General features: G+C 69.2%; 20 protein-coding genes and 1 tRNA gene. 12 read left to right on the forward strand and 9 right to left on the reverse strand.

Annotated elements, in window-relative coordinates:
* Nucleotides 1-38 precede the first annotated feature (38 nt).
* Nucleotides 39-671: a hypothetical protein gene (locus ACLJRL_RS11140; protein WP_410656006.1), complete on the forward strand. Its 633-nt coding sequence runs from the start codon at nt 39-41 to the stop codon at nt 669-671.
* On the opposite strand, the gene ACLJRL_RS11145 is transcribed toward ACLJRL_RS11140, so the two are convergent.
* Nucleotides 665-1744 carry a hypothetical protein gene (locus ACLJRL_RS11145; RefSeq protein ID WP_410656007.1) on the reverse strand — a complete coding sequence of 360 codons (1080 nt, stop codon included), beginning with the start codon at nt 1742-1744 and terminating at the stop codon, nt 665-667. The genes ACLJRL_RS11140 and ACLJRL_RS11145 overlap by 7 nt on opposite strands.
* A 52-nt stretch (nt 1745-1796) precedes the next feature.
* Here ACLJRL_RS11145 and ACLJRL_RS11150 point away from each other — a divergent pair, with 52 nt between their 5' ends.
* From ACLJRL_RS11150 to ACLJRL_RS11160, 3 genes are all read left to right on the forward strand, one after another.
* Nucleotides 1797-2972, forward strand: a complete 1176-nt coding sequence (locus ACLJRL_RS11150) for a sensor histidine kinase (RefSeq protein WP_410656008.1) — start codon at nt 1797-1799, stop codon at nt 2970-2972.
* A complete protein-coding gene (locus ACLJRL_RS11155) occupies nt 2969-3625 on the forward strand; it encodes a response regulator (protein ID WP_410656009.1) in 657 nt (218 codons plus the stop codon). The genes ACLJRL_RS11150 and ACLJRL_RS11155 overlap by 4 nt, the downstream gene beginning before the upstream one ends.
* Before the next feature lie 67 nt (nt 3626-3692).
* Nucleotides 3693-3902 carry a hypothetical protein gene (locus ACLJRL_RS11160; RefSeq protein WP_410656010.1) on the forward strand — a complete coding sequence of 70 codons (210 nt, stop codon included), beginning with the start codon at nt 3693-3695 and terminating at the stop codon, nt 3900-3902.
* Between the two features lie 165 nt (nt 3903-4067).
* On the opposite strand, the gene ACLJRL_RS11165 is transcribed toward ACLJRL_RS11160, so the two are convergent.
* Complete coding sequence (locus ACLJRL_RS11165) at nt 4068-4508, reverse strand: nitroreductase/quinone reductase family protein (RefSeq protein WP_410656011.1); 441 nt, start codon at nt 4506-4508, stop codon at nt 4068-4070.
* Nucleotides 4509-4624: 116 nt separating this feature from the next.
* Between ACLJRL_RS11165 and ACLJRL_RS11170 the strand changes: the two genes are divergently transcribed.
* Nucleotides 4625-5314 carry a TetR/AcrR family transcriptional regulator gene (locus tag ACLJRL_RS11170; protein WP_410656012.1) on the forward strand — a complete coding sequence of 230 codons (690 nt, stop codon included), beginning with the start codon at nt 4625-4627 and terminating at the stop codon, nt 5312-5314.
* On the opposite strand, the gene ACLJRL_RS11175 is transcribed toward ACLJRL_RS11170, so the two are convergent.
* Nucleotides 5298-5921 (reverse strand): TetR/AcrR family transcriptional regulator, encoded by a 624-nt coding sequence (locus ACLJRL_RS11175; RefSeq protein WP_410656013.1) that lies wholly within the window; start codon nt 5919-5921, stop codon nt 5298-5300. The genes ACLJRL_RS11170 and ACLJRL_RS11175 overlap by 17 nt on opposite strands.
* A gap of 49 nt (nt 5922-5970) precedes the next feature.
* Entirely contained in the window at nt 5971-6165 is a 195-nt protein-coding gene (locus tag ACLJRL_RS11180; RefSeq protein ID WP_410656014.1) for a hypothetical protein, read from the reverse strand.
* Nucleotides 6166-6335: 170 nt separating this feature from the next.
* On the opposite strand from ACLJRL_RS11180, the gene ACLJRL_RS11185 reads away from it, so the two are divergent.
* Nucleotides 6336-7859 carry a 3-hydroxyacyl-CoA dehydrogenase gene (locus tag ACLJRL_RS11185; protein WP_410656015.1) on the forward strand — a complete coding sequence of 508 codons (1524 nt, stop codon included), beginning with the start codon at nt 6336-6338 and terminating at the stop codon, nt 7857-7859.
* 456 nt (nt 7860-8315) lie between these two features.
* On the opposite strand, the gene ACLJRL_RS11190 is transcribed toward ACLJRL_RS11185, so the two are convergent.
* The 5 genes from ACLJRL_RS11190 to ACLJRL_RS11210 all read right to left on the reverse strand — a co-directional run bounded on the left by ACLJRL_RS11190 (nt 8316) and on the right by ACLJRL_RS11210 (nt 17433).
* Nucleotides 8316-11144 (reverse strand): PQQ-dependent sugar dehydrogenase, encoded by a 2829-nt coding sequence (locus ACLJRL_RS11190; protein ID WP_410656016.1) that lies wholly within the window; start codon nt 11142-11144, stop codon nt 8316-8318.
* Between the two features lie 89 nt (nt 11145-11233).
* Nucleotides 11234-14053, reverse strand: coding sequence for a PQQ-dependent sugar dehydrogenase (locus ACLJRL_RS11195; RefSeq protein WP_410656017.1), 2820 nt, complete (start codon nt 14051-14053; stop codon nt 11234-11236).
* A gap of 101 nt (nt 14054-14154) precedes the next feature.
* Nucleotides 14155-14802: a L,D-transpeptidase gene (locus tag ACLJRL_RS11200; RefSeq protein WP_410656018.1), complete on the reverse strand. Its 648-nt coding sequence runs from the start codon at nt 14800-14802 to the stop codon at nt 14155-14157.
* A gap of 87 nt (nt 14803-14889) precedes the next feature.
* The gene (locus ACLJRL_RS11205; RefSeq protein ID WP_410656019.1) at nt 14890-15774 is read right to left on the reverse strand and encodes a serine/threonine-protein kinase; all 885 of its coding nucleotides are present in this window, start codon (nt 15772-15774) and stop codon (nt 14890-14892) included.
* Nucleotides 15775-17433 (reverse strand): N-6 DNA methylase, encoded by a 1659-nt coding sequence (locus tag ACLJRL_RS11210; protein ID WP_410656020.1) that lies wholly within the window; start codon nt 17431-17433, stop codon nt 15775-15777.
* A 76-nt stretch (nt 17434-17509) separates the two neighbouring features.
* Here ACLJRL_RS11210 and ACLJRL_RS11215 point away from each other — a divergent pair, with 76 nt between their 5' ends.
* The 6 genes from ACLJRL_RS11215 to ACLJRL_RS11240 all read left to right on the forward strand — a co-directional run bounded on the left by ACLJRL_RS11215 (nt 17510) and on the right by ACLJRL_RS11240 (nt 22187).
* The gene (locus ACLJRL_RS11215; RefSeq protein ID WP_410656021.1) at nt 17510-18256 is read left to right on the forward strand and encodes a PP2C family protein-serine/threonine phosphatase; all 747 of its coding nucleotides are present in this window, start codon (nt 17510-17512) and stop codon (nt 18254-18256) included.
* Between the two features lie 72 nt (nt 18257-18328).
* Nucleotides 18329-18413, forward strand: a tRNA-Ser gene (locus ACLJRL_RS11220).
* A gap of 140 nt (nt 18414-18553) precedes the next feature.
* Complete coding sequence (locus tag ACLJRL_RS11225; RefSeq protein ID WP_037320341.1) at nt 18554-18814, forward strand: hypothetical protein; 261 nt, start codon at nt 18554-18556, stop codon at nt 18812-18814.
* Nucleotides 18815-18816: 2 nt separating this feature from the next.
* Nucleotides 18817-19062, forward strand: coding sequence for a hypothetical protein (locus ACLJRL_RS11230; protein WP_410656022.1), 246 nt, complete (start codon nt 18817-18819; stop codon nt 19060-19062).
* 19 nt (nt 19063-19081) lie between these two features.
* Complete coding sequence (locus ACLJRL_RS11235) at nt 19082-21823, forward strand: FtsK/SpoIIIE domain-containing protein (RefSeq protein WP_410656023.1); 2742 nt, start codon at nt 19082-19084, stop codon at nt 21821-21823.
* Complete coding sequence (locus tag ACLJRL_RS11240; RefSeq protein WP_410656024.1) at nt 21816-22187, forward strand: hypothetical protein; 372 nt, start codon at nt 21816-21818, stop codon at nt 22185-22187. Before ACLJRL_RS11235 ends, ACLJRL_RS11240 begins: the two co-directional genes overlap by 8 nt.
* Nucleotides 22188-22260: the final 73 nt, after the last annotated feature.

Raw genomic sequence — 22260 nt, forward strand, 5'->3', positions numbered from 1 at the left:
GCAGAGCATGGCCGCAACCGAGTACACGGAGGCGACCGATGACCGAACCGACCAAACCGAGCGAACCCACTGGGCCCGCCGTGCCCGCGGCGGGGGAAACCGCCGCCTGGGGCGCGCCCGCTCCGGCCGGTGAACCCAAGAAGGCCTGGTCCGGCCGCAAGACCGCGATCGCGGCCGGGGTGGCCGTGGTGATCGCCGCCGGTGGCGGGGCCGCGATCTGGGCCGGGACCGCCGCGAACGGCTCCGAACAGGGCCAGAACGGGATGATGATGGGCGGACCGGGCGGCGGCCGGATCCTCGGCGGGCCCGGAACGATGATCCAGCGCGACGCGCTGCACGGCGACTTCGTCGTTTCCGACGGGAACGACTTCAGCACCGAGCGGATGCAGACCGGGGAGATCACCGAGATCAGCGCGACGTCCGTCAGCCTGACCAGCAAGGACGGCTACAAGCAGGTCTACGCGATCACCTCGTCGACGCAGAAGACCGGCGATCCCCAGGTCGGCGAGACGGTGACGGTGACCGCGAAGGTCACCGGGGACACCGCGACGGCGATGACGCTCGGGAAGGCCGGGCAGCAGCGCGGCCAGAACGGCGGCCAGCCCGGGCAAGGCGGTCAGGGCGGTCCTCCCGGACAGGGCGGCCAGGACGCGCCTCGCCGCGGCTACTGACCCACGACGCTCAGCAGCGCGGCGGCCGTCTCGGCGGGCTCCTGGCCGGACGTGTCGAGTACTACGCGGTCGCCGGGGGAACGCCGCATCTCCTCGGCTTCGGCGACCGCGCGGGCGGTCACCCGGTCCCGCACGTCGGGTGACGCGCCGCGCAACTCGTCGCCCGCCAGCAGCGCCGACTCACCGCCGGCCCGGCGCCGGACGCGCTCGGCGAGCGTCGCGGCGTCCGCGTCGAGGTGGACGACGGTGACCTCACCGAAGGCGCGTGAGTGCCCGCGACCGAATTCCCGGGCCGCGATGAGCAGCGTCCGCGCCCCTGCGTCGCGATAGCCCCGCCAGACCGCGGCGAGGTTCGCCGCTTCCACGGCCGGATCCGGACCGGGACGCACGAAGGCGAGCTGGGCGAGGTCGACGTAGGCGACCGGCACTTCGCGCTGCCAGAGATCCCGCAGCACGCTCCACGCCGCTGTCGACTTGCCGGCCGCCGTCGGCCCGGTCACCACGATCACGTGTCCGGGCCGCGGCTCCACGTCGGGTAGCGGATGCACGGGCCCGCCTGCCACGACACACCGCGAGAGCAAGGCTTCCACCGTTTCTTCGGGCAGCTGCCCGCTCGTGTCCAGCAGCTCGCCGAAGCCGGTGCGGTCGTAGTCGTCCGCCACGGTGAAGAGATCCGGCAGCGCTTCGGCGAGTGAACCGCGGCCGAGGAACCGGCTTCGCAGCTCGTCGCGATCGCACCGCAGGCGGACGAGCGTGAGTTCGAAACCTTCGTCGCGGCCCTCGAAGTACGGCTCGGTCCCGTTCTCCGGATCCACCACACCGGACACGACGATCTGCCGGACACCCCGGCGGCGCAGGATGTCCAGCACCCGCAGCAGGTTGCCCGCCTTGATCGCGTGCGCGTGCTCGCCACCGCCGGGCGGCGGGCCGATCAGCCCGAGCTGATCGATGTCGACGTACGCCACGCTCCCGCCCAGCGCCGCGACGCGCGTGTACAAACCCCAGCCGGTGGTCGATTTCCCTGTTCCCGGTGCCCCGGTCGTCCAGAGCACGGGCGTCTTCGCGGTCCCCATCACTTTTGATCTTAAGAACCCCTGTCCAGCGAAATAGGGCAGAGTTGGTCGGGTGCGGGACATCAGTGGTTCGCTGGCGCGGCAGGCCTGGGCGGTCGCCGCCGTCTGTCTCGTCGCCGACGCCGGCATCTTCCTCATCGCCGGGCCGCCGCTCTCGATCGGCTGGCAGGTGTGGGTGGTGCTGCTCGGCGGCATCCTCGTGAACCTCGCGCTCGCCGGGCCGTCGCGGTATTCCGGCTGGGTTTCGGCCGCGCACGCGACCCTGCTCATCGCCTCGCCGCTCCTGCTGTTCCCCTACGACAGTTACCTCCAGTCCACCAACGCGGGTGTGCTGATCGCCGGATACCGCGCGGGCGCGTGGCTTTCGACGAAACCCGCGCTGGCCGCGCTGGGCGTGATGGTCGTCGGCCTGTTCGGCTGCAACCTCATTCCGTCCGACCGGGGCGACCGGGACTGGCGGCTGCTGCTCATCGACGTCGGCGTCTCGGGCCTGCTGCCCTGGATGGTCGGCCGGTACACGACCGCGCGGCGCGCCTACATCGCCGATCTTCAGCGCGCGGAGGAACAACAGCAGCAGCACGAGGCCGAAGCGGTGCGCCGGGCCGTCACCGAGGAACGGACCACGATCGCCCGCGATCTGCACGACGTGATCTCCCACCATGTCAGCGCGATCGGCGTGCACGCCGGTGCCGCGAGACTTGGCTTGCCCGAAGGAGAATCCGCCGTGCGGCGTTCGCTCTCGGCCGTCGAGTCGTCGAGCCGGGCCGCGATGGCCGACCTTCGCCGGCTGCTGGATCTGTTACACGGCAAGGAGAACGGGGACGCGCAGCGGCAACCGGGGCTGGACAACCTCGACGAGCTGCTCGACAACCTCCGCACCGCGGGGCTTCCCGCGCGGCTGACCACTCACGGCGGGCCGCGGGAACTGCCGGGCTCGGTGGACATCGCGCTGTACCGGATCGCGCAGGAGGCGCTGACCAACGCGCTCCGGCACGGCTCCGAAAGAACCGTGGAGATCGACCTCGACTACCGGCAGACCGAGGTCGTCCTCACGATCACGAACCAGATCGGCCGCCCGCACCGGAACGCGTCCGCCGAATCGACGAAACGCGGGCTCGCCGGCATCCGGCAGCGGGTCGCGTTGTTCGGCGGCCAGGCGGAATGCGGGCCGATGGACGACGGGCGGCATTGGCGGGTACGAGTCGGTTTTCCCTTGGAGGTCGCGTGATCCGGGTTCTGTTGGCCGACGACCACGCGATGTTCCGGTCCGGGATGCGCGCGGTACTGGACACGCAGGCCGACTTCGAATGCGTCGGCGAAGCGGCGGACGGCCGGGAGGCGGTGGCGCAGGCGGCCGCCCTGCGCCCGGACGTCGCGGTGCTCGACGTCCGGATGCCCAAATTGGACGGTCTCGCCGCCACCGAGGCGATCATGTCCGCGCCCGGCAACGACACCCGCGTCCTCGTGCTGACCACGTACGACTCTGACGAGTACGTCTACCGCGCGCTCCGGGCCGGTGCCAGCGGGTTCCTGCTGAAGAGCCTCGCGCCCGAAGAACTCGTTTCGGCCATGCGGGTGGCCGCGCGCGGCGACGCGCTGATCGACCCGACGGTGACCCGGCGGCTGGTGTCCACCTTCGCCACCAGCATCGAGCCGGTGGCCGCCGCACCCGCGGAGCTGGAACGGCTCACCTCCCGCGAACGGGAGGTCCTCCTGCTGGTCGCGGACGCCTCCAGCAACGCGGAGATCGCCGCGCATCTGCATGTGGGCGAAGAGACGGTGAAGACCCACGTTTCCCGTGTCCTGGCGAAACTCGGGCTGCGCGACAGGGTGCACGCCGTCGTCTACGCCTACCGTAACGGTCTGGTGGGCGGCCGATGATCAGTTCGCCGGACACCGCTCCCGGTGACAGAATTCCCGGGAGACACGTCGAGGCGGGGAGCAGGACATGAAGCGCTGGGTCACGCTCACGATCGGGCTGGTCTTCCTGCTGGTGGGCGGCGTCTGGGTGCTCCAGGGCGCCGGCGTGCTGACCGGCAGTTTCATGACGGGGCAGAAATTGTGGTTCCTGATCGGGCTCGTCGCGTTCCTGGTCGGAGTGGTGCTGGTGGCGGCCACCGCGCGCCGCTCGCGGAAGGCACCTTCGGACGAGTCCTAGTGTGCGGCGCCTGATCACGCGAGATACGCCTCTGATCACGTGAGTGCGGCGCCTGATCACGCCCGGGGAGCCATTCGGCGACGCAAGAGGGTCCAGGCAGCATCGCGCGAGTCTCCGGCGCAGGACACTAGCTCGCTCACCGCTGAACCTCGCGAAGAGAAGACGTCAGCTGATCTTGAAGATCGGGTAGCCGGGCGCGATCTCCAGGAGCTTCTCGTCGGAAGCCTTGGCGTCGACCCCGTCGAAGAACACGCCGACCTCGAACTTCCAGCGCTTGAGGTAGGCGCGCAGGATCACGGGCTTCTCGTCGTCGGTCAGCTCGGTGTAGGTGAACGTCTCCGTGCGGCGCCCGACGCTGAGCTGACCTTCACCGGCGACCCGCAGGTTGCGCACCCACTGCGTGACACCCCGCGGCGCCACCAGGTAGCGCTCGCCGTCGAGCTTCAGCAGGTTGACCGGGACCGACCGCAGCTCGCCGCTCTTCCGTCCGCGCACCGAGAGCACCCGGCTGCCGACCACGCTGACACCGAGCTTCGTCAGCTTGAGCACCATTTCGTTGAACGCGTTGGTCGCCTTCGCCGGCTTGATGTAGCGCGTGGTGGTCATCTCGGCTCCTGAAGTTCGGGAGAGCAGTGCTCTCTGTTAAGAGCAGTGAACACCAGAGCGCCAGTCGCTGTCAAGAGCAGTGCTCTCGTTTTGGTGCGATGCTCTACAGTGAGAGCATGGCCGCCACCCAGACCGCACGTGAACGCGCCCGTGCCGAACTCACCCGCGAGATCAAGGACGAAGCCCGCCGCCAGCTCGCCGAGGTCGGCGCACTCGGTCTCTCACTCCGCGCCGTCGCGCGCGAGCTGGGCATGGTCTCGTCGGCGCTCTACCGCTACTTCGCCAGCCGTGAGCAGCTGCTGACCGCGCTGATCATCGACGCCTACGACGCAGTCGGCGAGGCCGCGGAAGCCGCCGGCGACCCGAAGGCGAGCCCACTCGAACGGTGGGAGGCGATCTGGCGCGCGGTCCGCGCCTGGGCGAAGGCGCATCCCCACGAGTACGCGCTGATCTACGGCTCGCCGATCCCCGGCTACCAGGCCCCGCAGGACACCATCACGCCGGCGGGGCGGGTGGCGTTCGCCCTGGTCGCGGTCCTGCGCGACGCAGATCTGCGGGTCGAAACCGAGGTCGGCGAAATGCCCGTCGAGCTGCTCGATCAGCTGGACGCCGTCACTCAGATCCTCAAGGTGAACCTGGGCCCGGAAACGGGGTCCCGGCTGATCATGGCCTGGACCCAGCTGTTCGGGATGATCAACTTCGAGCTTTTCGGCCAGTACGTCGGCAGTGTCGACCCGTCGGACGCGTTCTTCGCGCACGGAACCCGTCAGATGGCCGAATTCACCGGGATCAAGATGACCGGCTGAGCGCGGTCCACGAGCGCATCAGCAACTGGACGGCGTCGACCACGTCCTCGTCACCGGTCCCCTCGGGACTGAGGAAACGTTGGAGCAGAAGGCCGTCTTCGAGCGCGTGCAGGATCAGCGCGAGAAAGGCCGGGTCGGCGGGCGGTTCCGCGCCGCGCGCCGCGAGTTCGGTCTTGACCGACGTCTCCAGCAGCGCCCTTGTCGACTTCTCGCCTTCGCCGACGAGCGGCCGCGCCTCGGGATTCCGCAGGGCGTAGAGGGTCAGTTCGGTGCGCAGGGTCAGCCAGCCCGCGAGGTGCTCGGCGCGCTCGACGTTCCACACGCGCAACCGGTCCATCAGCTCGGCGAAGGAGCCCACGCCCTCCCGCAACGCGGCGACCTCTTCGGCCTCGCGCACGGTTCGGCGGCGGAGCAACTCGACGACCAGTTCGTGCTTGCCATCGAAGTTCCCGTAGAACGCGCCTCGGGTGAAGCCGGCCCGTTCGGCGATCTGCTCGACCGAAGTGCCGTTGACGCCGCGTTCGGCGAACAGCTCGGCAGCCGCCGCGAGCAGGCGCTGTTTGGTCTGCTCGCGACTCTCTTCCCGAGTCAACCGTCTCGCCGTCACAGGGCGATCTTAGAGCTGTGCTGAATCAGCTCTCGGCGGGAAAACGTGCTTAGAGTTCGCGGCTCCCGCGACGGCCGGTCAGCCACACGCCACCGGCCAAGACGCCGGCCGCGACCACGACGGCCAGTGCGGCGAGCGGCCACAGCGTCTGGCTCGCGAAGAAGGCCGCGACGGCGCCGAAGAGCACTGCGACGAGGAGCAAGGGGGTGGTGCGGACGGACGCGGCGGCGGGGACGGTGACCATGGGAGGTTTCCCTTCGGGCGTGGTGCGCGGAACACTCGGTTTTCACGGGTGGGACAGCGCCGGATCGGTGGCCTTACGCCGGTTGGGGCACAGATCACCCTTCCGGGCGAGATACCGGCACGGCGGCTAACGTCACGCCGGGGACGACATCGAGGGAAAGGCGGCTCGCGGTGGAGAAGTGGGCGGAGCAGGTCGGCAGGATCCGGGTCATCGGAACCGGGGTGATGGGCCGGGGCATCGTCCAACTCGCCGTGACCGCGGGACTCGAGGTCGAACTCGCGGACGCGCAGCCGGACGCGGTGGGCAAGGCCATCGACCACGTCGGCGGGATGCTCGGCAAACTCGCGTCGAAGGGCAAGCTGACCGAAGACGCCGCCGAAGCCGCGAAGGGGCGCCTCATCGCGGTCGACGACCCGCTGGCCCCGGCCGACGGCGTCGATCTCGTCGTCGAAGCGGTCCGTGAAGACCTCGAGATCAAACGCGTGCTGTTCGCCGAACTGGAACGCGTCTGCGGACCGGACACCGTGTTCGCCACCAACACCAGCTCGCTCTCGGTCACCGAGATCGCCGCCGCGCTGACCGATCCCGGCAGGCTCGTCGGGCTCCACTTCTTCAACCCGGTCCCGCTGATGCGGCTGGTCGAGATCGTCCCCGGCGCCCGGACAGCCGGCTGGCTGCCGCCCGCCATGACCGACCTCGTCCGCGGCTGGGGACACGAACCCGTGCTCGCCCGCGACGCGCCGGGCTTCCTGGTCAACCACGCCGGGCGCGGGCTGGGTACCGAGGCGCTGCAGATCCTCGCCGAAGGAATCGCGACCCCGGCCGAGATCGACCGGATCGCGCGCGACGTGCTCGGCCTGAAACTCGGCCCGTTCGAACTGCTCGACCTCACCGGTCTCGACGTCTCGCACGCGGTGCTGGAAAGCATCTGGAGCGGTTTCCACAGCGAGCCCAGGCTGAGGCCGTCGTGGCTGACGCGGCCCCGCGTCGCGGCCGGGCTGTTCGGACGCAAGAACGGCGAGGGCTTCTATACCTACGTCGACGGCGCACAGCAGGTCGAGCCGGAGCCCACCGCGCCGGAACCGCCGCGGACGCCGGTGTGGGTCGACGACGAACGCCTCGGCACGATGCTCACGGCGGCGGGGATCCAGGTCGTGCACACCGCGTACCCGGACACCGTGCTGATCGTCTCCCCGACCGGTGTGTCCACTGTGGACACCGCACTCGCGGCCGGGCTGCCGGCGTCACGGGTCGTCGGCGTCGACCCGCTCGGCGGATACGGGAAACGCCTGACGCTTTCGGTCCACCCCGCCCTCGACCCGGCCGCGGGCCGCGCCGCCTGGGGCGCGCTCGCCGCGACCGGGCTGCCGGTGACCGTGGTCCGCGACGGCCCCGCCCCGATCGCGCAGCGGCTGCTGGCCTCGATCGTCAACACCGCCTGTTTCATCGCCGGGCAACGGCTCGCCTCGCCCGAGGACATCGACACCGCCGTCCGGCTCGGCCTCGGCTACCCGCGCGGCCCGCTGACCTGGGGCCAGGAGGCGGGCGCGGAACTCGTCCTGCGGGTCCTGCACGGCCTTGTCGCGAGCACCGGCGACCAGCGCTACCGGCCGAGCGGCTGGCTCACCGAGCGGGTCGCGCTCGGCCTGCCGCTCACCTCCACCGGCACGTCACCGGCGGACCTTCTTCAGTAGCAAGCCGGACGGTGAGATGTTGTGGACAGGCGTTCGCGGGCTGGCTGCGGCACCGCAGGTCACGCGAGTTTTGGGTCGGGTTGTCGTGAGTGATTCGGGTCGTTAGGGCCAAGAGTGTTCGAGGTGCCTACGTCGGCGAGTTTGTGATCCCGCTTGCTTGGCGTTGGCGGTTCTGCTGGCCTGTGCGCAGGCGGCGGTTTCGCGTGATTGGAGAGACGACACGCGTGTCCAGGCGGACGGCGAGCGTGTTCAGACGGACGACACGGGGTGGAGCCCGGCCGCGGGCGTGTCGTCCGTCCAGTCACAGGTGTCGTCCGTCCAGTCACGTCCGGGGACGCTGCGGTATCGCATGGCACAGGACCAGTCGGCACCGACAAGCTCAGGAGACCCGGCCTAGCAACGGAAAAAGGCCCCCTTCCCAGGTTCGGGAAGGGGGCCTTTCACGCACTCAGCCGACTACCAGGGGCGGTCGGTGACCCCACCGGTGGTGGAGTTCCAGGTGACATAGCCGCCCTGGAAGTTGTTCTGCCGTCCGCCGGTGACGGCGAACTCGTCGGTCGTCGGGAACTTCAGGTACGAGTACTCCCAGCCGAGCGCGGCCCAGCGCTTGCGGATCTCGCCCCACACGCCGCGGGCGTCGGTGGCCATCGTCCAGTAGATGGACCCGTTCTTGGTGAAGTGGTTGTACCGGGCGACACCGTTCGGGGTCGCCGTCTCGTCGGTCGACGGGTAGCCCAGCGGACCGGTTTCCCAGCCCAGCGCCGCCCACTTCACCCGGATCCGGCCCCAGATGGCCTTCGCGTCGGTCGCCGCGGTGTAGTAGATCGAGGCGGCCTTGCTGAAGTGGTTGTACCGGCCGGTGCCGTCCGGGGTGGCCGCTTCGTCGGTGCTCGGGTAGCCGAGTTCACCGGCTTCCGCGCCCAGTGCCAGCCACTTCACCCGGATCCGGCCGAACACCGGGTGGGCGCCGGTGTTCACCGTGTAGTAGATCGACGACTCCATCTTGCCGGGCCAGTACGGGAAGTTGTTGTACCGCCCGGTGGTGTCCGCCGTGGTCATCTCGTCGGTCGAGGGCGGGCCGAAGGCCTTGTGGCCGCCCGAAGCGAGGTACTTCTCGAGGATCTTGCCCTCGATCTGCTTGACGCCCGTGTCCTTCGACCAGTACAGCCGTCCACGCTCGTAGGTGCGGAAGCGGACCGTGCCGTCGACCACCTCGGGTGCGGTCGCCGCGCCGAGTCGTTGCGCCAGCGCGGGTTCGTCGCGGTAGCGCTTGTCGATCGGCGTGATGTACTTCGCCGTCAGCGTCAGGTCGGTGGTGCCCATGGTGACCTTGGTCAGCCTCGCGGCCGCGCCGTTCGACCAGCCGGTGAAGGTCGACGCGCCGTCCGAGGCGACTTCGGCGGCCTGGATCTCCACCGTCGCGCCTTCGACCACCATCGCCGAGGCGACACCGCCTTCGGGCGTGATGCCGAGCGCGGCGGCGGTGGTGGCGGTCAGCGTGAGCCGGTGCTCGCGCGGCTTCGCCACATAGGTCTTCGAAACCGAGACGCCGGCGCTGTCGGTCGCCGTCGCGGTGAACTCCAGGTTGGAGTCCGTGTGATCGGTGAACGGCATCGTGAACTCGGGGCCGGTGGCGCCGTGGTCCGGATGCGCGTGGCAGACCGCGTTCTCCGGGCAGTGCCGGACCAGCGTGGTCCAGGTGACCGGGAGGTCGCCGTCCTCTGTGTCGGTGACCGTCGCGCCGACCTTGACCTGCTCGCCGACCGCGAACAGTTGCCCGCCGGGGTCGGTCATGGTCAGTTTCGGCGAGTGGTTTCCGGGCGCCACGACGACGTCCGTGCTGCCGGACGCCTGGAACCCGTCCTTCACCGTCAGCTTGGCGGTGAACTTCTCGGTCCCCGCCGCGTAGGAGTGACTGACCTTGACGCCGGTGCCGGTGGTGCCGTCGCCGAAGTCCCATTCGTAGGTCAGCGGGTCGCCGTCGAAGTCATAGGAACCGGTGCCGTCGAAGGAAACCGTGCGGGTCGCGGGGTCGGTCTCCGAGGTCGCCACCGCGACCGGAGCCTGGTTTCCGGTGGCGTAGCTGAGCCTGCGCAGCACACCGGTGTAGAGGTCGGCGAAGACGACGTCACCGTTGGCCGCGGCCGCGAACTTGACCGGGCCGCCGACGCCGGTGAACTTCGGCGGGGTCTCCTGCGCGCGGACGACCCGGCCCTGCGCGTCGTACTTGGCCGTCCAGATCTTCTGCGTGGCGTAGTCGCCGAAGAAGTACGCGCCCTGGTACTCCTCCGGGTAGGAGGATCCACTGTAGACGATCCCGCCGGTGATGCTGTTGCCGTTGTCGACGGCCTGGCCGTGAGGGACCGCGATCATCGGCGGCGTGTTCACGGCCGAACCGCAGGCGGCCATCGCGGAGAATCCGTCGGTGGGCTGGTTGCCCTCGAAGCACGGCCAGCCCTGGTTCGAGCCCTTCTGGACGAAGTTGATCTCTTCCCAGGTGCCCCAGCCGACGTCGCCGACGACCGGCAGGCCGGTGCTGGAGTCGATGCTGAACCGGAACGGGCTGCGGAAACCGGTCGCGAAGACCTTGGACCGCAGCGAGTTCGGCGCCGCCGCGTTGTAGAACGGGTTGGCCGGGAGGCCGACGCCGTCCGCCGTCATGTGCAGGATCTTGCCGTAGATCTTGTCGACGTCGTAGGTGTTCAGGGCGAACGGGTCCGCTCCCCCCTCGAAATTGGCGTTGTCCCCGATGGAGACCCACACCGTGCCGTCGGGAGCGGCCACGACACCGGTCATGCCGTGGATGCCGGTGTTGCCGGGACCTTCGACGAGTACCTTCTCCGCCGTCAGCCCGGTCGGCTGCTCCGCGGTGCCGGTCGCCGTCCAGCGCGAGGCGCGCAGGACGAACCCGCCACCGGCGACGTTGACCGCGCGGGTGGTGTACAGCTGGCGCGAAGCGGCGAAGTCGGGCGCGATCGCGATCCCGACCAGGCCGAGGTCACCGGTGCTGCGGGTGGGCAGCGTCGCAATGGTCTGAACCTGCCCGGTGGTGGAGACCCAGGCGACCTTGCCGCTCTTGCCGGTGGTCAGGATCGATCCGTCGGGCAGGTACACGAAATCGGTCAGGTCGTATGGCGCCTGCCCACTCGGCTGGTCCCGAAGGACGAAGCCGGGAGGCAGCGTAGGCGCCGCGGACGCCGTGGCGGTGGTCATGAACGGCACGAGCAGCGCCGCCACCATCAAGGTCACGAGGGCGTGACAGAGTGCACGAATTCTCGAAGGCATGAAGAAGGGCCCCTTTCCCCAGTCGAACGTCTCATCGACGGGGTCGAGGTGGGCATTTCACTCCTTCGAGTGGCTTTACCGAAATGTGATCACCTGCGCCTGTCGATCACCTGCCCCGTGCTCCGGTTCCAGGTGACGTACCCGCCCTGGAAGGTGCTCTGACGGCCGATCGGGATGCTGAACTCGTCCGTCGTCGGATAGCGCAGGTAGGAGCCCTCCCAGCCGAGCGCGGCCCAGCGCTGCCGGACCGCCCCGTAGACGGCGCGCGCGTCGGTCGACGGCGTCCAGTAGAGAGAGCCGGCCTTGGTGAAGTGGTTGTAGCGGCCGACGCGGTCCGGGGTCACCGACTCGTCGGTGGCGGGGTAGCCGAGCGGCCCGCTCTCCCAGCCGAGCTCCTGCCAGCGGACGCGGATCCGGCCCCAGATCGCCTTGGCGTCGGTCGCCACCGTGTAGTAGATCGACGCGTTCTTGCTGAAGTGGTTGTACCGGCCGGTCCCGTCCGGCGTCCCGAACTCGTCCGTCGCCGGATAGCCCATCGGCCCGAGTTCCCAGCCCAGCGCCGCCCACTTCACCCGGATGCGGCCGTACACCGGATGCGCGCCCGTCGACGGCGTCCAGTAGATCGACGACAGCATCGTGGCGGGCCGGTGCGGGAAGTGGTTGTACCGGCCGACGCCGTCCGGGGTCGGCGACTCGTCGGTACCGGGCGGGCCGAACATCCGATGCCCGCCCTGCGCGAGGTACTTGGCCAGGATCTGGCCTTCGATCTGCTTCACCCCGGTCTCGACGCTCCAGTACAGCCTGCCGCCCGCGTACGGCCGGTAGCGCACGGTCCCGTCGGCGACCTCGGGCCCGACGGGCGCGCCGAGTCGTTGCCGCAGCGCGGGTTCGGCCTGGTAGCGCTTGTCGATCGGGGTGAGGTAGTTCGCGGTCAGTGTCAGGTCGTGCGCCGGGACGGTGAGGGTGCCCGTGCGCGTGGTCCGTCCGTCCGACCAGTTCGCGAACGTCGAGACACCGTCCGCGGCGACCGCGGCGGCCTCGACCTCGAACGTCGCGCCCTCGGTCACCATGGCGGTCGCGACCCCGCCTTCGGCCGGGATGCCCAGCGCCGCGGGAACGTTCGCGACCAGCGTCAACCGGTGTTCACGCGGCATCGCGACGTAGGTCCTGCTCGCCTTCACCCCGGCGCTGTCGGTCACCGTCGCGGTGATCTCGACGCGGGAATCCTGGTGATCGGTGAAGGGGAGGGAGAATCCAGGCTCGGTGCCGGAGGTGCCGGGATGCGCGTGGCAGGTGGCTTCCTGGGGGCAATGCCGGATCAGGGTGGTCCAGGTGACCGCCAAGGCGCCGTCCTCGACGTCGGAGGCCGTCGCGCCGACGCCGACCGCTTCACCGACCGCGAAGGTGCGCGCGCCGGGATCCGTCAGGTTCACCTGCGGCGAATGGTTTCCCGGCGCCACGACGAGATCCGTGCTGCCGGTGGCGCCGAGTCCGTCGGTGACGGTGAGCCGCGCGGTCGCCCTTTCCACGCCCTCGGCGTAGGCGTGGCTCACTCTGGCGCCGGTCTGGCTCGTGCCGTCTCCGAAATCCCAGTGGTGGGTAAGGAGATCTCCGTCGAAGTCGTACGAGCCGGCGCCGTCGAAGGTCACCGTCCTCGTCGACGGATCGGTACTCGACGTCGCCACCGCGGCCGGTTCCGCGTTCGTGCCCGGATAGCTGAGCCGCCGCAGACTCCCGGTGTAGATGTCGGCGTAGACGATGTCACCGTTGGCCGCCGCCGCGAATTTGACCGGACCACCGATGCCGGTGAACTTCGGTGGCCGTTGCGGCGCCTGGACGAGCCTGCCCTGGCTGTCGTACTTCAGCGTCCAGATCTTCTGCGTGACGTAGTCCCCGAAGAAGAACGCGTCCCGGTATTCGTCCGGATAGGACGATCCACTGTAGACGATCCCGGCGGTGACGCTGTTGCCTTCGTCGGGTCCTGAACCGTGGTGGTATTCGGTGATCGGCGGGGTGTTCACGACGTTGGCGCAGGCGGCGAGGCCGGAGTAGCCGGGTGTCGGATGGTTCCCTTCCCAACAGGGCCAGCCGTGGTCGGCCCCCGGCTGCACGACGTCGACCTCTTCCCAGGTGGTCCAGCCGACATCGCCGACGACCGGCAGGCCGGTGCTGGGATCCAGGGTGAACCGGAACGGGCTTCGGTAGCCGCTGGAGAAGACCTTGGAGCGCGCGGAATTCGGCGTCCCGGCGGCGAAATAGGGGTTGGCCGGGACACCGGCGCCGTCCGCGGTGACGTGCAGGATCTTGCCGTAGAGCTGGTCGAGGTCGAGCGAGCGCAGCGCGCCCGGGTCCATCCTGGTGAAATCGGCCGCGTCCCCGACGGCGATCCACACCGTGCCGTCGGCCGCCGCGACGATCCCGGTGATGCCGTGGACTTCGTGGATACCGGGAAGATCGAGAAGCACGCGTTCGTTCGCGAGACCGGTGGGCTCGTCCGCGCCGGTCACCGTCCAGCGCGCCACCCGCATGGTGAACGCGCCGCCGGTAGTGCCGAACGACCGCGCGAGGTAGATGTGGCGCGACGTGGCGAAGTCCGGGGCGACCGCGAGGCCGACCAGACCGAGGTCACCGCGGTTGTGGACCGGCAGCGTCGCGATCGTGCGCGGCTGACCGGTGGTGGACACCCACGCGACCTTGCCGCCCTTTCCGGTACTGAGCACCGAACCGTCGGGCAGGTAAGCGAAATCGGTCAGATCGAACGCGGCCTGGCCGCTGGGCTGATCCCGCAGGACGAACCCGGACGGCAGAGTGGGCGCTCCGGTCGCTTCCGGAGCGCCCACCCATCCCGGTAACAGCAAGAGGGAAACCGACAGCACGGCGACTATGCGAGCAAGTACCCGAACGCCCATCGACTTCTCCCGTTTCCGGCGTGTCCTGACACGTCGGCGGAGAGGGCGAAGTCATTGCCGTTCGGAGCTTTCCTTTACCTCAAAGCAACCGAACCGCAATATCAGGCGACGACCTGCACCACGTTGCCGTTCTGCAACGTCGAGAAGTACTTCTGCGAAGCCGCCGTGGAAAGGTGGATGCAGCCGTGCGAGTACACGGAAAGGCTGCCGGTGTGGAAAGCGATACCCGGCAGGAAGAACACCGAGTTCGGCATCGGCGCGTCGAACTCCCTGGAGTGGTAGTTCTTGACCTTGGCCGAAACGCGGAAGACACCGGTCGGCGTCGCGTGCCCCTTCTTGCCGGGCAGTTGCTTGACGGGGCCGTAGATGACCTTGCCGTCCTGCAGCAGCCACGTCTTCAGCGAGGAGAGGTCGACGCAGGCGCTCACACCCGGCGTCGCCAGCGCGGTCTTGCAGGGGACGTTGGCGGCGTTCGGAGCGGGCTTGGGCGCCGGCTTCGGGGTCGGCTTCGGTTTGGGCGGCGGCTTGGGCTTCGACGACGTCGGCTTGGCGCTGCTGCTCGGCGTAGGCGTCGCCGAGGACGAGGACGTGGCCGGCGTGGAAGACGTGGCGGGCGCGGTGGATTCGGCCACCGGGTCACCCTGCGCGACGGCGCCGCCACCGGGCGCGCCGCCGCCGGCGTTGCCGGAACACGCTGTCAGCACCAGCGCCGTGGCCAGCGCGGTCACCCCCACCAGGAACCTCTTCACGACCCTTACCCCCGTTTGTCCGTAGTCCGTCTGACATGGGTAAAGACGGAACTCACCCGTCCGGGGTTGTTGATCTGGAGGTCACGATCACATCACGCGGCCGACCACCCGCGCGTACATGCGGCCCGGATTGGCGCCTTCGTCCAGATAGCCGGGCAGCGGCGGCAGTTCCTTCACGAAAACGCCCAGCCGCTCGTACAGCTCGTTGACATCCGCGGGGCGCCGCTCCGGATCCTTCTCCAGCAGATCGGCGAGCAGATCGTTCAGTTCGTCCGGGACACCCGCCACGGCGGCCGGGTTCTCCTTGACCTGCTTCTCGAACACGGCGTACGCGGTCGGCCCGGTGAACAACTGCCTGCCGGTCAGCATTTCGTGCAGGACACAACCCAGCGCGTAAAGATCACTGCGCGGCCCCGCGATCCCGCGCTGGATCTGTTCGGGCGCCATGTACGCGGGCGTGCCGAGGATCTGGCCGGCGCGGGTGAACTGGGCGACGTCGGTCTCGCGCAGCATCGCGAGCCCGAAGTCGAGCACCTTCACGCTGCCGTCCGGGCACAGCATCAGGTTGGTGGGCTTGAGATCGCGGTGACAGATCGAAAGCGCGTGCGCGGCGGACAGCACGGCGCACGCCTGTGCCGCGATCGCGGCCGCCCACGGCACGGGCAGCGGCCCGTGCTCGGCGGCGAGATCGGCCACGGTCACGCCCTCGATGAACTGCATGACCTGGTACAACCGCTCGTCGTAGGTGCCGAAGTCGTACAACGTCGGCGCGCCCGCGTGTTCCAAGGTGGCGAGGATCCGCGCTTCCCGGATGAACCGCTGTTCGAGTTCGGCGTCCGGCCCGCCGGGCAGGCCCAAGAACTTCACCGCCACGCGACGGCCCAGATGCCGGTCGTGGCCCGCGTAGACCGCGCCCATCCCACCCCGGCCGAGCGGTAGCTCGTCGAGTTCGTAGCGGTCCGCGATCAGCACTCAGTTCTCCGGGATCAGCTGTCCTTCGGTAAGCCCGGCCAAGCCTAGCCTCACCAGCTCAAGGCCCGATTCCGCCGCCTCCCGCAGGGCATTCTCGAACGCCGCGAGGCGTGTGAAGGCTTCCCCGTACGCCCGCTGCGTCTCGATCGGATAGCGCGGGATCCGGGTGCGTTTCAGATCGATCCTGGTCGACGTGCTCGGCGCGACCTGCCCGGCCGCGCGCAGGCAGCCGGCGAGGAAGGCGGCATCGAGCCGGCCGGGGTCGGTGCGGTACTTCGACATCGGCGGCTCGACAGTCTCGCTGACTCCACTGTGGACATACGCCGGAACGGACGGCGACGCGACGACGTCTCCTTCCTCCACCACCTCCGGCACGGTCAGCACACCGGACTTCAGCAGCTCGCCGATCGTGGTGAACGCGGGCTTCTCGTCGGACGCCGCCAAGGACGGCAGCGCGAACCGGACCCCCTCGAACCGACGGCGTACCGCGAGGAACGCCTCGCCCGCATGTTCGTCACGGGCCTGATGCCGCGCCGGGGAAAGGTCGATCTCCTCGTCGAGCAGGTCGATGATCCGGACCGCGCCCGGCACCTCGGCGCCCCGCAGATGTTCCGGCCACTGTTCCTCCACAGTGGACGGATCGGCCAGCAGGAGCAGCCGGGACGGCGGACGCTCGCCGGGCTCCGGCCGTCGCAGAAGCCAGAGATCCGAGCCGCCGACCGTGACCACCGCGCGCAAAGCCCCGGCCCGCAACAGGTTCCCGCGGATCCGGCGCCCGGTGCGCCGCCCGGCGGCGACCTGCGGCATGAGGATCGCGACCAGGCCGCCGGGTTTCACATGCGCCAGGCAGTGCTGCAGCCAGGCCAGTTCCGGTTCACCGCGCGGCGGCTGGCCGTACTCCCAGCGCGGGTCGCCGACGAGTTCGTCGTGGCCCCATTCCCGTTCGTTGAACGGCGGATCGCAGATGACGGCGTCGGCGAGCAGTCCCTCGAAGGAGTCCATCGGCAGCGCGTTCGCGCCGTACATCTCCATGTCGGCGCCCGCGAGCAGCAGCCGGTGCGCGGCGATGCACGAGATGGTCGGGTCGTCGGTCTGGCCGAGCAGCCGGGTTCCCCCGGCGGCGAGCAGCAGCGTCCCGAGGCCGCACGCGGGATCGAGCACCACGCCGGGTTCGGGGCAGGCGAGCCGGGCCATCAGCCGCGCCACCGGTTCCGGCGTGACGGACAGCTGCCGGGAATGCGCCTCGACATAGCGCTCACAAAGGAATTCGAACGCATCGCGCGCCCCTTGCTCGACAGTGAAGCGTTCCAGCAGTTCGAGCAGCTCGGCATCGTCGTAGCGGGAGGAATGGCCCCAGTCCTCGGAGCCGCGCCGGGAAAGGAACGAACCCGCGCGGCCGACGCGCTGGCCCAGCGTCAGGTCGTCGCCGAGGTTGCGCAGCCGCTGCCAGACCCGGTCGCCGAGCGACACCTGGAACGCCTTCCCGCGCTCCCGTAGCCAGGTTTCGATGTCGGGCAGCGAAAAGAGGGGGCTCGACGCGGTGCCGCCGACCGGTGCGGGAAAATCGCCGTGGCGGCGGCGCCAATTGCTGACCGCGGCCCGGCCGACGTCGGCGATGCGCGCGATGTCCGCGGCACTGACGGTGGCTTGCTCCTCCATCACCGCATCGTAACCGACAGCTGACGCTTCCAGCTCATTGTTTGTGAACTCAGTACACAACTGCTTTACTGGGGTCATGACGTACTCCCTCCGGTACGCCGCCGGCTCGCATATCGGGCAGCGCCGTCAGGTCAACCAGGACTCGGTCTACGCCAGCGCCAGACTGCTGGCGGTCGCCGACGGCATCGGCGGCCAGCCCCACGGCGAGGTGGCGAGCGCCGAGGCGGTCGGCGTCCTCTCCCGGCTCGACGCGGACCTCCTCGCGTTCGACCTCGCCGACGTCGACCTGCCGGACGTCCTCGCCGGTGGCATCCGGGCGATCGACGAGCGGCTGGCCTCGACGGCCGAGCGCGAACCGGAGACGCGGGGCATGGGGACGACGCTGACAGCACTGCTCTTCGACGGCTCGTACTTCGCCGCCGCCCACATCGGCGACTCTCGCGGGTACCTCCTGCGGGGTGGCGAGCTCAAGCGGTTCACCCGCGACCACACCCTCGTCCAGGCTCTCGTGGACGAGGGGCGCATCGACCCGGCCGACGCCGAGGACCATCCTCGACGCTCTCTGCTCATGAAGGCCCTTCAGAGCACCGGCAGCGGCGAAGCGGACATCTGGACCTTCGGCGCGGCCCCCGGGGACCGTGTTCTGCTGTGCTCGGACGGGTTAACGGCAACGGTTGTCGAAACCGTTATCAAAGAGGTTCTGGCCGCCCACCAAGATCCCGCCGAGATCGTCCCGCGACTGATCGACCTTGCCAACGAGGGCGGCGGACCGGACAACATCACCGTCGTCGTCGCCGACGTTCTCGCGTCGGCGCGCACGTGATCCCACCAGGCCCGAAACGCAGGTCAGACCCACCTTCGAAAGGGTCGAAGGGCATCCGGTAAAGTTCCCCACGGAGGATTGGCCGAGCGGCCTAAGGCGCACGCTTGGAAAGCGTGTTGGGTTCACGCCCTCGCAGGTTCGAATCCTGTATCCTCCGCCGTCAGCAAGGCCCCGGACGTTCCGACGTCCGGGGCCTTGTTGATTACTTAGCCGCACCTTCACTTAACAGAGTCAGTTGATCACGCTAAGTTTAGTTGTGGTCGTTCCAGCCCCCGACGTCCCAAGGAGTCCGCCAAAATGGCCGGAGTCGAAGAGATCCGCGCTGGTATCGCGCTCGCGAACGAGAAGGCATCCGCGGGCATTGCCGCACTTCAGCAGGCAGCGCAGTCTCTCGAAGAAGCGCAACTTTCGCTTTCCCAGGCCACCCAGGGCAGTACCCAGCACGAGGTGAGCCAGGCCCACGGCCTGCTCGCCGAAGCGCTGCAGGGCATCACCGGTATGCAGAGCACCATCCAGGCCGGTATCTCCTCGGCCGAGTCGTACTCGACCCGTCTTTGAGCATGTACCTCGAAGAACTGCACCAGCTGCTGACGGCCGTCCAAACCGGCCTGGCCGACGGTCGCGCCCATGCCGAGCGCGCCAGAAGCCTGCTCGAGGAATCGCGTCGCGCCATTGTGGATCCACAGGCGCAAGCCGTTCCCTGGGTACCGCCGCAGCTGGCGCAGGCCGACGAGGGAATCGAAAATCTCCTGACGCGCCTTTCCGCCGCTGACGACCTGGTCAGCGGCTACCAATCACGCCTCTAGCCAGATTGGCGACCCGGGCATGGGCAGCAAAGCGAGTGAACAGCGCAACCGCGTCGTTACGGCGCTCGAGCGGGTCCGGCACCAGATCGGGCTCGTCCTCGGCTCCGCTGCCGGCGCCCGTCAAGCCGCCGAGGCGGAACTGGCCAAACTGGAACTCGAACAGCACATAGTCCGGGTGGGGATGAACAACTCCACTTCGGACCAGCACGCCGAATGGTCGCGGCATCCCGCCGCGACCGAGGTGTTCGGCATGCTCGGGAGTGTGCGCGGTCAGTTCTACGCGGACTGGGAGGCCGGCCCGAACTCGCTGCGGGACCTGGTCACGAGCAACGCGCCGGGACCCGCCGGGCAGCAGCCGGGCAACTGGCTCGGCCGGGTCGGGCAGAACCCCGGGATCACCGCGCCGGGGCTGTGGCGCATCGGCTCGGCGACCGTGCCGGGCCAGGACATCCCGCGCACGTTCGACGTCGCCATGCCGCTGCTGGACGAGTCGCATCTGTCCATCACGTCGGCACCGAAGACCCGGTCCGCGGTCGACGGGATCGTGCAGAACCTGCTGATGCGGGTGCTGAGCACGTTCGAGCCCGGCGCGGTGCGCATCCACCTGTGGGACGTCGGGCAGCTGACCGCGGTACTGCCCGACCTCTACCCGCTGAGCCGCACGAGCGCGCTCGCGCTGTACGACCCCGGGCGGCTGGAAGACCTCCTCGACGAACTGGCCGGGCACATCCGCCGCATCCACGCGACCGGGATGCAGGCGGGCCACACGTCGCTGCGGGAGATCCGGCAGGCGACCGGCCAGCGCGTCGAACCGTTCCGGATCGCGGTGCTCTACGGCAACGGGGAGACCCTCGAACCGGAACGGGCCCGCGAGCTGAAACGCGTCGCCACCGGGGCCCTGGCCGCCGGGATCTGCCTGATCATGATCGACATGCCGACGACGCTGTCGACGTCGGTGGAGACGTTGAGCCTGCTCGACGACCGCCGCGCGATCAGCAGCATGACCGGCACCGACCTGGTCGTCGATCTCGATCCGCCGATGCCGTCCGGACAGGTCGTCCGCGCCGCCGGCCGGATCGCCGAAGCGTTGATAGCCAAACAAGGCGGCCCGCGTGCGTTCGCCGACCTGCTGCCCACCGAACTGGGCAAGGAGAGTTCGGCGCGGGAACTGCGCGCGCCTGTCGGGTTCTTCGAGGGCGAGCCGGTGGAGGTCGTCATCGGCGACGCCAGCCCGCACGTGCTCATCGGCGGGCCGAGCGGTTCGGGCAAGACGAACTTCCTGTACTCGCTGCTCGGCAGTCTCGCGGCGAGGTACTCCCCGGACGAACTCGCGCTGTATCTCCTGGACTTCAAGGAAGGCGTCTCGTTCGCCGGGCTCGCGCCGGGGCGGCGGGACGCCAGCTGGATGCCGCACGCCAAGCTCATCGGGGTCAACGTCAACACCGACCGCGAGTTCGGCCTGGCCCTGCTGCGGTTCCTCGCCGACGAACTGCGCCGCCGGTCGGCCGCGGCGAAACAGCACGAGGTCACCAACCTCGCGGACCTGCGCGAGCAGGATCCCGCCGGGCACTGGCCGAGGATCGTCGCGGTGATCGACGAATTCCAGTACCTCTTCGCCGGCCGTGACGGAGTGACCTCGACGGCCACCCAGCTGCTGGAGGACATCGCGCGGCGCGGCCGATCCCAGGGCATCCACCTGGTGCTGGCGAGCCAGGACGTCGCCGGGATCGAAGCGTTCTGGGGCAAGCCGGCAGTGTTCGAGCAGTGCACGCTGCGGATCGCGATGCCGAAGGCGCGGCGCGTGCTGTCCGAGACGAACAACGCGGCGGTGTCGGCGCCGAAGTGGCACGCCGTGATCAACCACGATTCCGGTGTCGCACACGGGAACCAGCTGGCGCACGTACCGGACGCGAGCAGCAAGGACGTCTTCGTCAAACTGCAGCACCGGTTGTGGGAACGGTATTCGGAGGCTTTCAAGCGGCCGCGGCTGTTCGACGGGGCGCATTCGCCGGTCTTGGAACAGTTCCCGGCGTTCAACGACCTGAAACCGACGAAGAAGCCGAGGGCGCTGCTGGGGCAGTCGATCGACGTCGGCGAGGCGGCGTGCGGGGTCGACCTGCCGAAGGCGCCGGGCCGGAACATCGCGGTGCTGGGCGCGGCCACCGCGGAGGCACTGTCCATCATGGACTCGGCCGCGCGGTCGCTGGCACGCCAGCATCCGCACGGTTCGGTGGAGTTCGTGCTTTCGTGTCCCATCGAAGCTTCCGTCCCGGCGGTGACGGAGTTGGCCGGGCGGCTTCAAGCGGAGGGACACCGCGCGTCACTGGTCGACGATTTGCCCGCCCGGGTAATCGATATCGCGGAAAATTTGTCCTCTTCGGACAGCGCGAAGGTGCTGCTGCTGTACGGCGTCGACGCTTCGATCCCGGCACTGGAAGCGAAAGCGCCCGGTCAGCTGAAGAGCGGCCTGGACCAGTTGCGGGTGCTGCTGAAACAAGGCCCCACGCACGGCGTCCACACCATCGGCTGGTGGCGCAGCGTCGCGCGACTGAAGGACACCCTCGGCTTCGCGGGCACCGACGACATCGGCACCTGGGCGGCCCTGGACGTCCAGGGCAACGAACTGTCGCCGTTCGCCGCCGGGCAGGTCGTCCATTGGTCACCGCGCCCGGGTCGCGCGTTGTTCTTCGACCGCACCACGCACGGTGCGCCCGAGGTGATCATCCCGTTCCAGCGTCCGGAGGGCCTTCTCGATGGATGACGGCATCACCGCGGCCATGCGGTACAAGGAAATCGTCGGTCTCGCCCGCGCTTCGGCGGAGAACCTCCGCAGCTGGGAGACCGCCCGCGCGGACGAACTGGAAGCCCGGCTCGCCGAGGCGCACCAGGCCGTCGCGGACGCCGCCGAACGCGAGCAGCGGGCGGTCGACCGCGCCACCCGCTGGTGGAAGATGGCGCAGCACAACGTCGAAGGCCTCCCCTGGCTGCCGGACGAGGACGCCCCGCAGCCGGTGTCGACCGCGCGCGCCAGCTACCTGGACCGGTATCTGGAAGAGGTCAAGCCGAGCTACCAGGAACTCGTCCAAGCGGTACTCGCTCTCGGCTGGCGGGCAAAACGCTCCTGACCCCTCACGCGTTTAGTCCTCTACTTGCGGTACATGCACACGCAAGGACCGCAAGTAGAGGACTAATTGCGAG

Origin of the sequence: Amycolatopsis sp. lyj-112 (assembly GCF_046549055.1) — a bacterium.
GTDB lineage: Bacteria > Actinomycetota > Actinomycetes > Mycobacteriales > Pseudonocardiaceae > Amycolatopsis.

Coding starts and splice junctions, on each gene's coding strand:
- ACLJRL_RS11165 (WP_410656011.1), bottom strand. CDS start 4,508: ATGACCACCACGCGCTACATCAAGCCGGCGAAGGCGACCAACGCGTTC.
- ACLJRL_RS11210 (WP_410656020.1), bottom strand. CDS start 17,433: ATGGAGGAGCAAGCCACCGTCAGTGCCGCGGACATCGCGCGCATCGCC.
- ACLJRL_RS11235 (WP_410656023.1), top strand. CDS start 19,082: ATGGGCAGCAAAGCGAGTGAACAGCGCAACCGCGTCGTTACGGCGCTC.
- ACLJRL_RS11195 (WP_410656017.1), bottom strand. CDS start 14,053: ATGGGCGTTCGGGTACTTGCTCGCATAGTCGCCGTGCTGTCGGTTTCC.
- ACLJRL_RS11160 (WP_410656010.1), top strand. CDS start 3,693: ATGAAGCGCTGGGTCACGCTCACGATCGGGCTGGTCTTCCTGCTGGTG.
- ACLJRL_RS11170 (WP_410656012.1), top strand. CDS start 4,625: ATGGCCGCCACCCAGACCGCACGTGAACGCGCCCGTGCCGAACTCACC.
- ACLJRL_RS11225 (WP_037320341.1), top strand. CDS start 18,554: ATGGCCGGAGTCGAAGAGATCCGCGCTGGTATCGCGCTCGCGAACGAG.
- ACLJRL_RS11215 (WP_410656021.1), top strand. CDS start 17,510: ATGACGTACTCCCTCCGGTACGCCGCCGGCTCGCATATCGGGCAGCGC.
- ACLJRL_RS11180 (WP_410656014.1), bottom strand. CDS start 6,165: ATGGTCACCGTCCCCGCCGCCGCGTCCGTCCGCACCACCCCCTTGCTC.
- ACLJRL_RS11230 (WP_410656022.1), top strand. CDS start 18,817: ATGTACCTCGAAGAACTGCACCAGCTGCTGACGGCCGTCCAAACCGGC.
- ACLJRL_RS11140 (WP_410656006.1), top strand. CDS start 39: ATGACCGAACCGACCAAACCGAGCGAACCCACTGGGCCCGCCGTGCCC.
- ACLJRL_RS11240 (WP_410656024.1), top strand. CDS start 21,816: ATGGATGACGGCATCACCGCGGCCATGCGGTACAAGGAAATCGTCGGT.
- ACLJRL_RS11190 (WP_410656016.1), bottom strand. CDS start 11,144: ATGCCTTCGAGAATTCGTGCACTCTGTCACGCCCTCGTGACCTTGATG.
- ACLJRL_RS11145 (WP_410656007.1), bottom strand. CDS start 1,744: ATGGGGACCGCGAAGACGCCCGTGCTCTGGACGACCGGGGCACCGGGA.